At 60.4% G+C, this 14,406-nt stretch carries 15 protein-coding genes and 1 tRNA gene; 15 read left to right on the forward strand and 1 reads right to left on the reverse strand.

Going from position 1 to position 14,406, the window contains the following annotated elements:
- Positions 1 to 84 precede the first annotated feature (84 nt).
- From lpdA to RAM60_RS05600, 5 genes are all read left to right on the forward strand, one after another.
- Positions 85 to 1,497: a dihydrolipoyl dehydrogenase gene (lpdA, locus tag RAM60_RS05580; RefSeq protein WP_369025233.1), complete on the forward strand. Its 1,413-nt coding sequence runs from the start codon at positions 85 to 87 to the stop codon at positions 1,495 to 1,497.
- A 28-nt stretch (positions 1,498 to 1,525) separates the two neighbouring features.
- A complete protein-coding gene (locus RAM60_RS05585) occupies positions 1,526 to 3,385 on the forward strand; it encodes a monovalent cation:proton antiporter-2 (CPA2) family protein (RefSeq protein WP_369025232.1) in 1,860 nt (619 codons plus the stop codon).
- Between the two features lie 4 nt (positions 3,386 to 3,389).
- A complete protein-coding gene (locus RAM60_RS05590; RefSeq protein WP_369025231.1) occupies positions 3,390 to 4,316 on the forward strand; it encodes an aminotransferase class IV in 927 nt (308 codons plus the stop codon).
- Positions 4,313 to 5,044, forward strand: a complete 732-nt coding sequence (locus tag RAM60_RS05595) for a sulfotransferase-like domain-containing protein (RefSeq protein ID WP_369025230.1) — start codon at positions 4,313 to 4,315, stop codon at positions 5,042 to 5,044. Before RAM60_RS05590 ends, RAM60_RS05595 begins: the two co-directional genes overlap by 4 nt.
- 85 nt (positions 5,045 to 5,129) lie before the next feature.
- Complete coding sequence (locus RAM60_RS05600; RefSeq protein ID WP_369025229.1) at positions 5,130 to 5,303, forward strand: hypothetical protein; 174 nt, start codon at positions 5,130 to 5,132, stop codon at positions 5,301 to 5,303.
- An 8-nt stretch (positions 5,304 to 5,311) separates the two neighbouring features.
- Here the strand turns inward: RAM60_RS05600 and RAM60_RS05605 are convergent.
- Positions 5,312 to 5,401: transfer RNA gene (locus RAM60_RS05605), tRNA-Ser, on the reverse strand.
- Positions 5,402 to 5,521: 120 nt separating this feature from the next.
- On the opposite strand from RAM60_RS05605, the gene RAM60_RS05610 reads away from it, so the two are divergent.
- The 10 genes from RAM60_RS05610 to mazG all read left to right on the forward strand — a co-directional run bounded on the left by RAM60_RS05610 (position 5,522) and on the right by mazG (position 14,405).
- Positions 5,522 to 6,544 carry a lytic murein transglycosylase gene (locus tag RAM60_RS05610; RefSeq protein WP_369025228.1) on the forward strand — a complete coding sequence of 341 codons (1,023 nt, stop codon included), beginning with the start codon at positions 5,522 to 5,524 and terminating at the stop codon, positions 6,542 to 6,544.
- Positions 6,528 to 7,475 (forward strand): SPOR domain-containing protein, encoded by a 948-nt coding sequence (locus tag RAM60_RS05615; protein WP_369025227.1) that lies wholly within the window; start codon positions 6,528 to 6,530, stop codon positions 7,473 to 7,475. The genes RAM60_RS05610 and RAM60_RS05615 overlap by 17 nt, the downstream gene beginning before the upstream one ends.
- 9 nt (positions 7,476 to 7,484) lie before the next feature.
- Positions 7,485 to 8,669, forward strand: a complete 1,185-nt coding sequence (locus tag RAM60_RS05620; protein WP_369025226.1) for a D-alanyl-D-alanine carboxypeptidase family protein — start codon at positions 7,485 to 7,487, stop codon at positions 8,667 to 8,669.
- Positions 8,666 to 9,304, forward strand: a complete 639-nt coding sequence (gene tmk / locus RAM60_RS05625; RefSeq protein WP_369025225.1) for a dTMP kinase — start codon at positions 8,666 to 8,668, stop codon at positions 9,302 to 9,304. Before RAM60_RS05620 ends, tmk begins: the two co-directional genes overlap by 4 nt.
- Complete coding sequence (locus tag RAM60_RS05630; protein ID WP_369025224.1) at positions 9,301 to 10,251, forward strand: DNA polymerase III delta subunit-related protein; 951 nt, start codon at positions 9,301 to 9,303, stop codon at positions 10,249 to 10,251. Before tmk ends, RAM60_RS05630 begins: the two co-directional genes overlap by 4 nt.
- Complete coding sequence (metG, locus tag RAM60_RS05635; protein WP_369025223.1) at positions 10,244 to 11,812, forward strand: methionine--tRNA ligase; 1,569 nt, start codon at positions 10,244 to 10,246, stop codon at positions 11,810 to 11,812. Before RAM60_RS05630 ends, metG begins: the two co-directional genes overlap by 8 nt.
- On the forward strand, positions 11,812 to 12,588 hold the full coding sequence (locus RAM60_RS05640; protein WP_369025222.1) for a TatD family hydrolase: 777 nt from the start codon (positions 11,812 to 11,814) through the stop codon (positions 12,586 to 12,588). Before metG ends, RAM60_RS05640 begins: the two co-directional genes overlap by 1 nt.
- The gene (locus RAM60_RS05645) at positions 12,585 to 13,352 is read left to right on the forward strand and encodes an MBL fold metallo-hydrolase (RefSeq protein ID WP_369025221.1); all 768 of its coding nucleotides are present in this window, start codon (positions 12,585 to 12,587) and stop codon (positions 13,350 to 13,352) included. The genes RAM60_RS05640 and RAM60_RS05645 overlap by 4 nt, the downstream gene beginning before the upstream one ends.
- Positions 13,349 to 13,516: a hypothetical protein gene (locus tag RAM60_RS05650; protein ID WP_369025220.1), complete on the forward strand. Its 168-nt coding sequence runs from the start codon at positions 13,349 to 13,351 to the stop codon at positions 13,514 to 13,516. Before RAM60_RS05645 ends, RAM60_RS05650 begins: the two co-directional genes overlap by 4 nt.
- A gap of 136 nt (positions 13,517 to 13,652) precedes the next feature.
- Complete coding sequence (gene mazG, locus RAM60_RS05655; protein WP_369025219.1) at positions 13,653 to 14,405, forward strand: nucleoside triphosphate pyrophosphohydrolase; 753 nt, start codon at positions 13,653 to 13,655, stop codon at positions 14,403 to 14,405.
- The last annotated feature ends 1 nt before the right edge of the window (position 14,406 follow it).

Raw genomic sequence — 14,406 nt, forward strand, 5'->3', positions numbered from 1 at the left:
CCCCGCGCGGAGCCGCTGCTTTTTAGCTGCAGTACCGTGTTCCATGTGTTCCATCCTGTCGGACAAACCGAAGGCTAATCCATCATGTCTGCTTCCTACGACGTCATCGTTCTCGGCTCCGGACCCGGCGGCTATGTCGCAGCGATCCGCTGCGCGCAGCTGGGCCTCAAGACCGCGATCGTCGAGCGCGAATTGCTCGGCGGCATCTGCCTCAACTGGGGGTGTATCCCGACCAAGGCGCTGCTGCGCTCGGCCGAGATCCTCCACTATGCCCAGCATGCGAGCGACTATGGCCTGAAGATCGCGGGCAAGATCGAGGCGGACCTCGAGGCGGTAGTGAAGCGCAGCCGCGGCGTTGCGAAGCAGCTCAACGCCGGCGTCACGCACCTGATGAAGAAGAACAAGATTACGGTGCACATGGGAACCGGTACGCTGACCGGCCCGACCAGTCTCACCGTGAAGGGCGAAAAGGGCGAGGAGAAGCTCACCGCCAAGCACATCATCGTGGCCACTGGCGCGCGAGCGCGCGACCTGCCGTTCGCCCCTGCCGATGGCAAGCGCGTGTGGACCTATCGCCACGCGATGACCCCGCCCGAAATGCCCAAGAAGCTGCTGGTGATTGGTTCGGGTGCCATCGGGATCGAGTTCGCCAGCTTCTATAACGACATGGACTGCGATGTGACCGTGGTCGAAATGCTCGACCGGATCGTTCCGGTCGAGGATGTCGACGTGTCGGAATTCCTCGAAGCCTCGCTGACCAAGCAGGGTATCGAGATCATGACTGGCGCCGGGGTCGAGGCGCTGGCCGTCTCCGGCAAGGGCGTGAAGGCCAAGATCAAGGACGGCAAGGGCACGGTTACCGAGACCGAGTTCAGCCACGTCATCGTCGCCATCGGGATCGTCCCGAACACGGAGAACGTGGGTCTCGAAAAGCTGGTTGAGATGGATCGCGGCTTCATCCAGATCGATCCCTACGGCCGCACGAAGTCGAAGGGCCTGTGGGCGATCGGCGACTGCACCCCCGGACCCTGGCTTGCGCACAAGGCGAGCCACGAAGGCGTCACCACCGCCGAGGCCATTGCCAAGGAACTCGGCAACAAGGACGTCCACCCGCACCCGCTCGACCGCGGCAACATCCCGGGTTGCACATACTGCCATCCGCAGATTGCCAGCGTCGGCCTGACCGAGGCGAAGGCCAAGGAAGCTGGCTACACGCTCAAGGTCGGCAAGTTCCCCTTCGTCGGCAACGGCAAGGCGATCGCGCTGGGTGAAGCTGCGGGCTTCGTGAAGACCGTGTTCGATGCAAAGACCGGCGAACTGCTCGGCGCGCACATGGTCGGCGCGGAAGTCACCGAGATGATCCAGGGCTTCGTCGTCGGCAAGACGCTGGAAACGACCGAGGCGGAGCTGATGAACACCGTCTTCCCGCATCCGACCATCAGCGAAAGCATGCACGAGAGCGTGCTTGCGGCCTACGGGCGGGCGCTGCATATCTGACCTGCGCCACAAGTAGGGGGAGAGCGAGTTGACCGGTTTCCTGATCCTCGCCTTCCTCATCCTCGTGGCGGGCCTGGTGGCTGTTCCGATCGCCTCGCGCCTCGGATTGGGGTCGGTGCTCGGCTACCTTCTTGCGGGAATGGCGATTGCCCCGCTGCTCGCCGCGCTCAGGGTCGACGTAGAGGCTCTTCAGGTCTTCGCCGAATTCGGCGTCGTGATGATGCTGTTCATCGTCGGACTGGAGCTTGAACCCAAGCAGCTTTGGGCGATGCGTGGCAAACTTATCGGCACGGGTGGAGGGCAGGTCGTTTTCACCACTCTCGCGCTCGCAGCCGTTGCGCTCGTCAGCGGCAACCAGTGGCAGACTGCGCTAGCCATCGGCATGATCCTCGCATTGTCGTCCACCGCGATCATCGTCCAGTCGCTCAACGAGAAAGGCTTGATGAAAAGCGAAGGCGGGGAAGCATCCTTCTCGGTCCTTCTCTTCCAGGACGTCGCGGTCATTCCCATTCTCGCAATACTGCCACTGCTCGCACTTCCCCAGTTCGGTGTAGTCGCCGCCGAGGGTGAAGCAGGAGCCCACGGCGGAGGCTTCGACCTTACGGCGGACATGTCTGCGTGGATGGCTGCGCTCGTTCGAGTGGGCGCAGTGGCTGCAGTCGCATTCACCGGGAATTACCTGACCCGGCCGATCTTCCGCTTCATTGCCAAGGCCAATCTACGCGAACTCTTCACTGCCGCCGGCCTCGTTTTCGTCATCGGTATAGCACTGCTCATGACGCTGGTCGGCCTCTCACCGGCCCTCGGCACATTCATCGCGGGCGTCGTGCTGGCCAACAGCGAATACCGGCACGAGCTCGAAAGCGACGTGGACCCGTTCAAGGGGCTGTTGCTCGGCCTGTTCTTCATCACCGTCGGGGCCGGTATCGACTTTGCTCTTGCCTTCGAACGGTTCGGGGAAGTCGCCTTCTGGGCGGCAGTCGTCATCCTGGTGAAGATTGCCGTGCTACTTTTCGTTGGCAGACTCTCCGGATTGCGGAGGGAATCGCTGTGGCTGTTCGCTCTGGCGCTGCCCCAAGCGGGCGAGTTCGCCTTTGTCCTGATTTCCTTCGCTGTCGCCAATGCGATCCTCCCACAGGACATGGCCGATCTGCTGTTGCTGATCGTGGCCCTGACCATGCTCGTTACGCCATTGCTGTTCATCCTTTTCGACAAGGTCATCGCGCACGCCTATTGCGGCGCGTCGGACGTACGGGATGCCGACACGATCGAGGTCGAAAACCCCATCATCATCGCCGGGCGCGGTCGTGTCGGTGGCATAGTCGACCGCATGCTCGATGCGGCAGGGCACCATGCGACCGTCATCGACTACAACAGCCAGCATCTCGAAAATCTGAAGAAGTTCGGCATCAAAACCTATTACGGCGATGCGACACGGCCCGACCTTCTTGCCAGCGCGGGGATCGACAGGGCCAGGATACTGGTCGTGGCGCTCGACGAGCGCGAGCAGATCGACAAGCTTGTCCGTTACGCATGCGACAACTTCCCGGACCTGCATGTGATCGCACGCGCCAAGGACCGGGACCACGTATACCATTTGTGGGCGATGGGTTGCCGAGACATCGTTCGCGAAACCTATGACAGCGCGTTGCGCATGGGCCGGTCGGTATACGAGGCGCTGGGTCACGACCGTCAGGCCGCGATCGCCATGGTCGATGCTTGGGAAGCGATGGACCGTACCTCGATGCGCGAGATTGCAGATGTCTATCGCCTCGATATTCCCGCGCACGAGAACGAGGCGCTCTTGGCAAAAATCAGGGAGCTAAAGGCCGAATGGGATCCCAAACTGCGCGACGCGATGGACGAAATTGCCAGCAGGGGACGCTGACGAGATGACGCAGGGCACTCACCTCTATGTTCCCGATGCGCGCAACGAGAATGTGCTTATCGATATCAACGGCCAGCATTTCCCCCGCCCCGAAGCAAAGATCAGCGTCTTCGACAGCGGCTTCATGCTGGGTGACGGGGTCTGGGAAGGTATCCGGCTGCACCATGGGCGGCTTGCTTTCCTCGACCGGCACCTCGATCGGCTATGGCGGGGTGCCAAGGCGATCCACATGGATATCGGCATCACGCGGGAGGAGTTGGAACGACGGCTTTACGCCGTGCTCGATGCGAACGGCATGTCGGAAGATGGCGTTCACATCCGGCTGATGGTCACGCGCGGCATTCGCTCCACGCCCTACCAGGACCCGCGTGTTGTGGTGACACCTGCCACCATCGTCATCATTCCCGAATGGAAGGAACCCGCGCCCGAGACGGCGACACGAATGCTCAGGCTGGCGACTGTCCATGTGCGCCGCGGATATCCCGACGTGCAGGATCCCATGCTCAATTCGCATTCCAAGCTGAACTGCATAACCGCCTGTATCCAGGCGGCGCAGGCAGGCGCCGACGAGGGCCTGATGCTCGATCCGCATGGCTTCGTGGCAACCTGCAATTCGACCCACTTCTTTATCGTGAAGGAGGGTGAAGTCTGGACTTCGAGTGGCGACTATTGCCTCGACGGGATAACCCGCGGAGTAGTTATCGAGATCGCGCGGGCAGCAGGCATCACGGTGCGTGAGCGCAACTTCTCGCTTACGCATGTCTATGGCGCAGACGAGGCCTTCAGCACAGGCACATTTGCCGGCGTTGCTCCTATCGGGGAAATAGACGGCCGCATCCTTGGTAAGGATCGCGGACCGATGGTTGAACGCCTCCAGCAACTGTATCTTGCCCGGCTCGCCGAAGATGTGAAGGGTAGGGCACGTCCGTGACCGTTCGCATCGCCATGTGGTCGGGACCGCGCAACCTTTCGACAGCGATGATGCGCAGCTTCTCGAGCAGGGCCGACACCTTTGTCAGCGACGAGCCATTCTACGGTGCATACCTCCGGGAAACCGGCGATCCGCAACCGATGGCCGAAGAGGTAATGGCCGACATGGATTGCGACTGGCACAGCGTCGCGGCGACCTTGCAGGGCCGTGCTCCGGACGGCAGCTCGGTCTGGTATCAGAAGCACATGTCGCACCACATGGAAGGTCCGATCTCGATCGAGGACTTCCCCGATCATAGGCATGCCTTCCTCATTCGCGATCCTCGTCGGGTTGCGGCGAGCTATGCGAACAAGAGAACCGCCATCCGTCCCGAACATCTGGGCACGGCGCGCCAACGAGAATATTTCGAACGGATATCCGATCGCCTCGGAGCGCCTCCGCCGGTTATCGACAGTGCGGATATTCTGTCCGATCCGGAAGCTGTTCTCGCCCGCTTGTGTGAAGCCTTGGGCATTGCCTGGGATCCCGGAATGCTGACTTGGATAAAGGGACCGCACCCGAACGATGGGGTCTGGCAAAGTCACTGGTATGACGCTGTAAACGCGTCGACTGGCTTCGGTCCGCCACCGGGTGACCTACCGGTGCTCAGCAAAGAATATGCTGCTGTCGCAAACAGCTGCATGAATGATTACGAAGCATTGGCCACGTTCCGGATCGTCGCCCGGTAGGCTCGTCGCAGGCTCGAAACCTCCCGTCTCCGAGCCGGCAACCAAATTCCCAGACTGCCGTTTCCCAGTGCGAGGAGAGTCGCACATGGAATATGAAATTCTCGATGAGCCGCAGGGCGATGAACGCGAGGACCTAGGGACTGCCGATGGCGGTCTGGTCGAAGATCATATCGCACTGCGCAATCAATCATCGGTCGAGCCCGAAGATTACCCTATTCGCGACCGCCGGAACTCGTCATTGGTCAGGTCGCCCGAATAGGGAAGGCGTGGCGGACAGGGTGGGATTCGAACCCACGGTGGGCTTGCACCCACGGCGGTTTTCAAGACCGCTGCATTCAACCACTCTGCCACCTGTCCGCAGCCCGAAGGCAGCTAGCGAGGCCCGATGAGTTTGTCACGCCCCGCTTCATCGTGAAAAATTTTCTCAAAGGCCCGTGACACTTGCCATTCATCTCGCGTCTGCGACAATCCGGAATCATGAGATTGAGCCGACTGACCGCCTTCATTGGAATTGCCACCCTTTCGCTATCGACAGGACCAGCAGTTGCACAAAGCGGTTTGTCTTTCGATGCGTACCTACAGCTCTTGATCGCAAGGGCGAGGGCCGAGGGCGTTTCCGAAGCAACGATCCAGCGAATGACTGCAGGGCTGGAACCAAACTATCGGGTAATCGAACTCGACCGATCGCAACCTGGAACTCCGACGCGCAGCGGATTTCCAGCGCTCGCTCCCTACATCGCGACGCATGTCGATGATGCGCGGATCACTGGAGGTCGACGGGCCTATGCCAGTTACCAAGGCAGAATCCGCGCGATCGAGCAGGCCTATGGCGTTCCGGGCGAGATAATCACCGCCATATGGGGTCATGAGACCGCCTATGGCGCGGTAAAGGGCGGGTTCGACCTGTCCCAGGCCCTCGCCACCCTCGCGTGGGAAGGGCGCCGCCGCGACCTCTTCGCGACCGAGTGGGTCGATCTGATGAAGGTCGCGGACAAGGGCTACTCTCGTAGCGACTTGAAGGGAAGTTGGGCTGGTGCGTTCGGCAATCCGCAGTTCTTGCCATCGGTCTATCTCCGCCTGGCCGCTGACGGCGACGGCGATGGCCGTGCAGATATCATGAACAACGGTTCCGATGCATTGGCTTCGATCGCAAACTACTTCCGCGATGCCGGCTGGCGGCGGGGTGAGCCGTGGGGAGTACGAGCCTATGTGCCATCAGGCTTCGATCCATCGGCTTATCGCACGAAAATCACCGCACCCGTGTGTGAGCGGGTTCACGAACGACATAGCGTATACAAGACCGTCGCAGAATGGCGTGCCCTGGGTGTGCAACCCCAACGGCCTCTTGGCGACAATGTTCAGGCTACGATCTTTCAGCCCGACGGAGCCGGCACTCCCGCATGGCTCTTAACCTCGAATTATCGGGTCATCCTCGAATATAACTGCTCGAACTATTATGCGATGAGCGTGGGGCTTCTTGCGGATGAGATTGCTCGATAGGATTGCAGCGGCAGCCACGGTCTTCGGCGTGGCCATGACCCTTGGAACATGCTCCACCCATGCTCGAGAGCGAGCCGGTGGGGATGCCGGGTCACCCGTGGTAAACGGGCCATCGGCAGACTATCCGATGATCATCGGAGAGCCATTCGAGATCGAGGGCGTAAAGTACGTCCCTGCCGACTTGATGAACTATGACCACGTCGGTTATGCTACGATTGACGCCGATAACACGATCGGTGTCACGGCGGCGGACCGGATTTTGCCTTTGCCGAGCTATGTGGAAGTCACCGCGCTCGACAGCGGGCGCACAATCCTTGTTCGGGTCGAGAGGCGGGGTCCGATGACCAACGAACGCTTGGTCGCACTGTCCCCGATGGCGATGGCACAACTGGGCATCGCTGATGGTGCCCCTGTTCGCATGCGACGGGTCAATCCGCCCGAAGACATGCGCGCCAAGCTAAGGGAAGGGCAGGAGGCCAGCCCGCGGATGGACACGCCAGAAGGCCTCCTCGTCGTCCTGCGCAAGAAATTGCCACAGGCGGGCTCGGTTTCACTCGCAGATTCGCGCCAGACGCAGGTGAGCGAGAGCGTACCTGCCGCTGATGCAATCCAGTCCATCGATCCGACACCGCCAGCAGGGGCTGCCTCTGTCGAAGTAGTGGCAGAGGTAGATGCGCAAGAAGCCGCATCGTCGCCCTCGGCCGACGAACTTGGAGGGGAGACGGGCAAGTTCACCGTCCAGCTAGGAGCTTTTTCCGTACGCAGTAATGCGGAACGATTAGCTCAGAAGGTTGATGGATTCCTTGTGGAAGCCGGACGACTGACGATAGTTAGAGCGGGCCATTACGCAACTCGTGGACAGGCCGCGGACGCGCTCGCCAAGCTGCGAGCACAAGGTTATAGCGACGCCGAGATCAGAACACTCGACTGACAAGCCGGCATGGCGACCGGCGCCGGAGCAGGTTTGCGTACTACATTATTTTCCATCGTCACATTGGCGGCACTATCCGTAGCATCTCCTCTTGGCGCTCGTTCTCCGCGTGAAGCTGCGATACCTTCTCCTGTCGACGCTCCCATCGCCTACCTCGTCGATGCACGCAGCGGGCAGGTTCTGTATGCTCGGGATGCCGACAGGCGCTTCATGCCTGCTTCCATAACCAAGGTAATGACCACTTTCCTGGCCTTCGAATGGATGGAGGAAGGCAGGCTCAATCCGCGCCAATCCTTCGTCATGCGGCCCGAAACGTTTCGCAAATGGCATCGCGTCGGATCGACGATGTTTCTCTCCGCGAATGTCCCTGTGTCCGTGGACGACCTCCTGCACGGGGTTACGACCGTGTCGGCCAACGACGGAGCGGTGGTACTGGCCGAAGGGGCGGCCGGAACGGTCGAGGACTGGGTCGCTGCAATGAACGCAAAGGCGCGCGAAATTGGGATGCACGACAGCCACTACGGCACTCCGAATGGCTGGATGGACGAAGGCAACACCTGGGTTACCGCGCAGGATCTTGCGACATTAGGCAAGGCAATGATTGCGCGCCATCCCTCGAAATACCGCCATTTCGTGGGCGCGACGGGGTTCAAGTACAACAACATCGAACAACGCAACCATGACCCGATTTCAGGTGTGGTCCCAGGTGCGGATGGCATCAAGACAGGGTTCACGAACCAGGCGGGGTACGGATTCCTCGGGTCGGCCGTGCGAAATGGCCAGCGGCTGATCATGGTCGTGGCAGGAAGTCCTACGGGGCGGGCGCGGAATAAGGCGTCGCGAGAATTCATCGAGTGGGGCTTTTCCGCCTTCGAACCTCGTCGCGTTTTTGCGCCCGGACAGATTATCGCCAGTGCCAAGGTTCAGGATGGTGGAGCGCCGCTGGTCAATCTGGTTACCGACGGGCCGTTTTATGTCGACGTTCTCAAGGGCACCAATCCGGCTATCTCCTACACCCTGCGCTATGAAGGGCCGTTACAGGCACCGATCGCCAAAGGTGAGGAGGTGGCGGAAATGGTAGTGACGATTGATGGCATGCCGCAATATCGCGTGCCGCTCAAAGCGCGGGAAGCAGTGGTCGAAGCCAATCTCCTGCAACGCGTGTTTAACGGAATGCGGAGCTGGATCACGTGACCCGCGGTCGCTTCATCGCCTTCGAGGGTGGCGAAGGGATGGGTAAGTCGACCCAGGCCCAACTGCTGGCGGAAGCACTGGCAGCAAGAGGCATCACCGTCGTCCTGACCCGCGAACCGGGCGGAACACCGGGAGCCGAAGCAATCCGGGAACTCCTGCTCCATCCCCCCGGCGATGGCTGGACGAGGGAGGCCGAAGCCTTGCTTTTTGCAGCGGCGCGCTCCGACCACGTCGCACGACGAATTCTCCCTGCCATCGATGCCGGCCAGTGGGTCGTGTGCGATCGTTTTCTCGATTCGAGCCGTGCCTATCAGGGAATTGCCGGCGCATTGGGCGATGATCGCGTACTCGCGCTACACGAGGTCGGCAGCCACGGCATCAAGCCAGATCTGACACTTGTTTTCGATGCTCCTGCGGCAAGCGTTTCGGCCCGTCTCTCTGCACGCGATGGCGACCAGACCGACGCTATCGGCGGACGCACCGCTGAATATCACGCGTCCGTCAACGCGGCTTTTCTCGACTTCGCCAGGCAAGAGCCCGAGCGATTTCGGGTGATCGACGGAACAGGATCGATCGAACAGGTCCACGAACGCGTCATGTCGGCAATCGACGGATATTTCGAGAGCGGGCAATGACCCTTCTCGGCCATCAGGATGCCTGGCACGAGTGGCGCGAGGCGATGGCCGGCTCGCGCATGCACCACGCGTGGCTCCTCGCGGGAAGGCGCGGTGTCGGCAAGGCAAGCTTCGCGCAGGCCGCTGCCCGCGAACTTGTCGGCGCGGATCCCAACATCGAACACCATCCCGACATCCATGTCCTGACCCAAGGGCCGAAGGATGAAAAGGAAGAGCGCAAGCGCGAGGAAGGCAAGCCCTTCGAACTCTCGCGCAGCATCCGCATAGCGCAGGTTCGCCAGATGCAGCAGCGGCTCACTACACGCCCCACGGCAGGAAGCAGACGCGCCATCATCATCGATCCGTCGGACGATCTCGAGCGCAATGCCGCGAACGCGCTCCTCAAGAGCCTGGAAGAGCCCCCACAAGGGACGTTCTTTCTGCTCGTGGCACATAGTCCTGCACGCCTTCTGCCCACTATCCGGTCGCGTTGTCGGGTACTCCGCTTCCCTACGGTGGCCGACGCGGAGATCGCATCCCTGCTTTCGCAGCTCGCGCCACATTCCGATCAGTCCACCGTACATGCAGCAATCGCCGCTGCAGCCGGATCCCCTGGTGCAGCGCTGGCGTTCGTCGAGATGGAGCTCGGCAAGGTTGCACATCTCATGCGCCGTATTTTGGAGCATGGAGATCCCGACTTCTCCCTTCGCGGAGGACTTGCCGCTGCTATCGGTGCTCGACCGGACCGCGAGAGGATCCAGGGCGTGCTGGATCTCGCACGTTCTACCCTTGCCGAAATGGTCGATGGGAGCGCCGCTGACCCGCGTTCCGTGATCGATGCCCATGCGGAACTGGTGCGGCTCGCAGGCGAACAGCCGACCTACAACTTCGATGCCGGATTGCTCGCGATGGAAATCGGCACCTTGCTCGCGAACGCCGCTAAGGCTAGCGAGCGGGCCGATGGCTGAACCTTTCTACATTACCACCGCGATCAATTACCCCAACGGACGGCCGCACATCGGTCATGCCTATGAAGGGATCGCAACCGACGTCGTGGCCCGGCACCAGCGCCAGCGTGGTCGGGACGTGCGCTTTGTCACCGGCACCGATGAGCATGGGCTCAAGATGGACCAGACGGCCCGCAACCAAGGCCGTGCCACGATCGATCTGGCCGACGAAATGTCAGGACATTTCCGTGACATGGCGAACAGGCTTAACCTGTCTTATGACGAATTCGTGCGTACCACGGAGGATCGCCACAAGGCGGCCAGCATCGAGCTGTGGAAGCGCATGGAAGCCAATGGCGACCTGTACCTCGACCGTTACGAAGGTTGGTATTCGGTCCGCGACGAGGCATTTTACGACGAGAGCGAACTTGTCGAAGGCGAGGGCGGGGCGAAACTCTCCCCGCAAGGTACTCCCGTCGAGTGGACGGCCGAAGAGACGTGGTTCTTCAGGCTTTCAGCCTATCAGGACAGACTCCTAGCGCTTTACCGCGACAATCCCGACTTCATCCGGCCGGAGAGTCGCCGGAACGAAGTGCTGCGCTTCGTCGAGGGCGGGCTGAAGGACCTCAGCGTCTCGCGCACGAGCTTCGATTGGGGCGTACCCGTTCCCGACAGCGATGGTCACGTGATGTATGTCTGGGTCGACGCGCTGACCACGTACATGACTGGCGTCGGTTTTCCGGACTCCGAAGGCGAGATGTTCCAGCGTTACTGGCCTGCCGACGTTCACATGATCGGCAAGGACATCACACGCTTCCATACTGTCTATTGGCCTGCCTTCCTGATGAGCGCCGGCCTCGCGTTACCGAAGCAGGTGTTCAGCCATGGCTTCCTACTCGCGCGCGGCGGGGAGAAGATGAGCAAGAGCGCGGGCAACGTCGTCGATCCGATGGAACTCGCCGAACGGTTCGGCGTGGACCAGCTGCGGTACTTCTTCATTCGCGAGATCGCATTCGGCCAGGACGGCAGTTACTCGGCCGAAGCCATTGTCCAGCGCGCGAACGGCGAATTGGGCAACGCCTTCGGCAACCTGGCGCAGCGCACACTCGGGTTCATCGCCAAGAACCTCGAAGGACATCTTCCCGCGATCCGTGGTCACGACCGTGCCGATGCGGAACTGTTCGATATCGTCGACAAGGCCGTCCGCACGGATATCCCTGCGGCATTCGATTCTCTTGCGCTCCATCAGGCGGTTGAGGCTTGGCTACAAGCCGTCTTTGCCTGCAACGCCTACATCGACGCACAAGCTCCATGGACCCTGCGCAAGTCAGACCCGGAGCGCATGGAGACGGTCCTGGCGACACTCTACATCTGCATTGCGCAGCTTGCCGTCGCGATCGCTCCTGTCATCCCGGCGAGCAGCGCCAAACTGCTCGACCTCATGGGCGTGGGCGATGAACTGCGCACCTACGAGGGAATAGGCAGCCACTGGTATTCGCCTCTGGCCGAGAGCGACTTCCAGATCGCGGCACCGACCCCGCTGTTCCCCAGGCTCGAACTGGCAGAGGACGAAACCGCCTGATGCTCGTCGATAGCCACTGCCATCTCGAATACGATGGCCTGATCGACGATCAGGCCGGTGTGCTCGATCGGGCGCGAGAAGCGGGGGTAGGGGCCTTCCTCAACATCTCCACCAAGCGTGCGGAGTGGTGCAGGGTGGTAGGGACCGCTCGTGCCACAAATGACGTCTACGCCAGTGTCGGCATCCATCCGCATCATGCCGACCAGCATCTCGATCTCGAGCGCGATGAACTGTTCGAGGCAACGTGCGATCCCAAGGTTATCGGCATCGGCGAAACCGGGCTCGACTACTATTACGAGCATTCCGACCGTGCTGCGCAACAACGCATGTTCCGCCTGCACATCGACGTCGCGCGCGAGACGCAGCTTCCGGTGATCATCCATACCCGCGATGCAGAAGACGACACGATCGCCATTCTGAGTGAAGAGATGGAGAAGGGCGCGTTCCCGGCTCTCATTCACTGCTTCACTGCGTCAGCCGAATTCGGCAAACGCGTTCTCGAGCTGGGGCTTTCCATATCGATTTCAGGCATTGTGACCTTCAAGAATGCCCGTGATCTCCAGGAAGTGGCAAAGACTATTCCGCGCGATCGCTTGCTTGTCGAAACGGACAGTCCTTTCCTTGCCCCGGTGCCGCACCGCGGCAAGAGCTGCGAGCCAGGCTACGTCCGGGACACTGCCGCCTTCATTGCAGATCTACGTGGTGAGAAACTCGACGAACTGGCCGGATACACGACACGCAATTTCTTCTCGCTATTCAGCAAGGCAGCAGCGTGAAACTGCTGATGCTCGGCTCCGGCACGTCGACCGGGGTGCCAAGGGTCGGCGACGACTGGGGTGAATGCGACCCGAAAGAACCTCGAAACCGGCGCACGCGTGTTTCGATCATCGTCGAGAACGATGCAGGCCAACGGATCCTCGTCGATACTTCGACCGACTTGCGCGCGCAGTTGCTCGCGAATTCTATCGATAAGGTTGATGCCGTCTTCTGGACCCATGATCATGCGGACCATTGCCACGGCATCGATGATCTCAGGGTCATGCGCTATGATCGCAGCAATCCAATTCCCGGATTTGCGAGCGAGGTTACCAGTGCGCGCTTGCGCCGCCGGTTCGACTACATATTCGAGGGGCAGTTCGGCTATCCCACGATAATAGACCTCAAGTTGCTCGGCCAAATGCGCATGGTTGCCGGATTTTCGTTCGACCATGTCGAAATGCCGCATGGTCCCGTGACCAACACGGGCTTTCGCTTCGAGGCCGACGGAAAATCAATCGTTTATGCGACAGATTTCAGCGCGATTACACCTCAAATGGTTCGTTGCTTCGAAGGAACGGATATTCTCGTGGTCGACTGCCTGCGGCGGAAGCCTCATCCGACGCATGCGCATCTCGACATGGCCATTGAACTCGGGCGCAAATGCAAGGCGCGGCGAACCGTCCTGACCCATATGGACAAGAGCATGGATTATCGCAGCCTGTGCGACGAAGTCCCCAAGGGCGTAATCGTCGGATACGATGGACTGGAGATCGTGGCTTGAGCGAACATCAGATCGTATCGCTTGTTTCTCTGGTAGGATTCCTGATCCTGGTTTCGTCCGGATTTCGGTCCCACAATGTGACCTGGCGTAAGGGCTTCTTCATGGCAGGAGCGTGGGCCGGCATATTCGCCGTGGTGATCCTTTTCATCGACCTCGTTCGATAGCCCCCCAAACTCGTGCCAATCTCGAGGTTAACATAATATATATTATCGTCGCAAACGATTAGGTTCGTGGAGGGCTGCCCCGGGCCCTCTTCCGGCGATCGACGGGACCAGCTACTTCAATGCTATGTCCGAAGAAATGAACCGACTGCTCGCAGTTATGGCCCGGTTGCGCGATCCAGTGCACGGTTGCGAATGGGACACAGCGCAGGATTTCTCCACCATTGCCCCATACACGATCGAGGAAGCTTACGAGGTTTCCGACGCAATCGACCGGAATGACATGGAGGATTTGCGCGGGGAACTCGGCGATCTTCTCTTCCAGGTCGTCTTTCACTCTCGAATGGCTGAGGAAGCCGGCCATTTCAGCTTTGCAGACGTAGCCCGCGACATCAGCGACAAGATGGAGGCGCGCCACCCGCATATCTTCGGTGACGAAGGCGGGATCATGGAAGACTCTCGCTGGGAAGATTTGAAAGCAGCAGAGCGCTCCGCGAATGGCGCAAATGGCGCTCTCGATGGAATCGCAGCGGCTCTGCCCGCGCTACTGCGCTCGGGGAAGTTACAGAAACGAGCGGCGCGCGTCGGCTTCGAGTGGCCGGATGTCGCAGGTCCGCTGGCAAAGCTGCAGGAAGAGCTCGATGAGCTGGAGACCGCAGAAACCGTCGAAGAGCGGCTCATGGAAGCTGGTGATGTCTTGTTCGTGGCCGTGAACATCGTTCGCCGCTACGGTGTGGAACCAGAGCAGGCACTTCGCGCATCGAATTCGAAATTCGAATATCGATTCAGGAAGATGGAAGAGCTTTCTCGACTGGACGGTAAGGACTTTGCCTCGCTGGACCTAGATGAGCAGGAAGCCTACTGGCAGCGCGCGAAGCACGATACCGCCTGAA

The organism is Qipengyuania sp. RANM35 (assembly GCF_041021145.2).
GTDB lineage: Bacteria > Pseudomonadota > Alphaproteobacteria > Sphingomonadales > Sphingomonadaceae > Qipengyuania > Qipengyuania soli.

What these genes read in the sequence shown, in the direction of transcription:
- RAM60_RS05590 (WP_369025231.1), top strand. Translation starts at nt 3,390, where the DNA reads ATGACGCAGGGCACTCACCTCTATGTTCCCGATGCGCGCAACGAGAAT.
- RAM60_RS05640 (WP_369025222.1), top strand. Translation starts at nt 11,812, where the DNA reads ATGCTCGTCGATAGCCACTGCCATCTCGAATACGATGGCCTGATCGAC.
- metG (WP_369025223.1), top strand. Translation starts at nt 10,244, where the DNA reads ATGGCTGAACCTTTCTACATTACCACCGCGATCAATTACCCCAACGGA.
- lpdA (WP_369025233.1), top strand. Translation starts at nt 85, where the DNA reads ATGTCTGCTTCCTACGACGTCATCGTTCTCGGCTCCGGACCCGGCGGC.
- RAM60_RS05630 (WP_369025224.1), top strand. Translation starts at nt 9,301, where the DNA reads ATGACCCTTCTCGGCCATCAGGATGCCTGGCACGAGTGGCGCGAGGCG.
- RAM60_RS05620 (WP_369025226.1), top strand. Translation starts at nt 7,485, where the DNA reads ATGGCGACCGGCGCCGGAGCAGGTTTGCGTACTACATTATTTTCCATC.
- RAM60_RS05610 (WP_369025228.1), top strand. Translation starts at nt 5,522, where the DNA reads ATGAGATTGAGCCGACTGACCGCCTTCATTGGAATTGCCACCCTTTCG.
- RAM60_RS05600 (WP_369025229.1), top strand. Translation starts at nt 5,130, where the DNA reads ATGGAATATGAAATTCTCGATGAGCCGCAGGGCGATGAACGCGAGGAC.
- RAM60_RS05615 (WP_369025227.1), top strand. Translation starts at nt 6,528, where the DNA reads ATGAGATTGCTCGATAGGATTGCAGCGGCAGCCACGGTCTTCGGCGTG.
- mazG (WP_369025219.1), top strand. Translation starts at nt 13,653, where the DNA reads ATGAACCGACTGCTCGCAGTTATGGCCCGGTTGCGCGATCCAGTGCAC.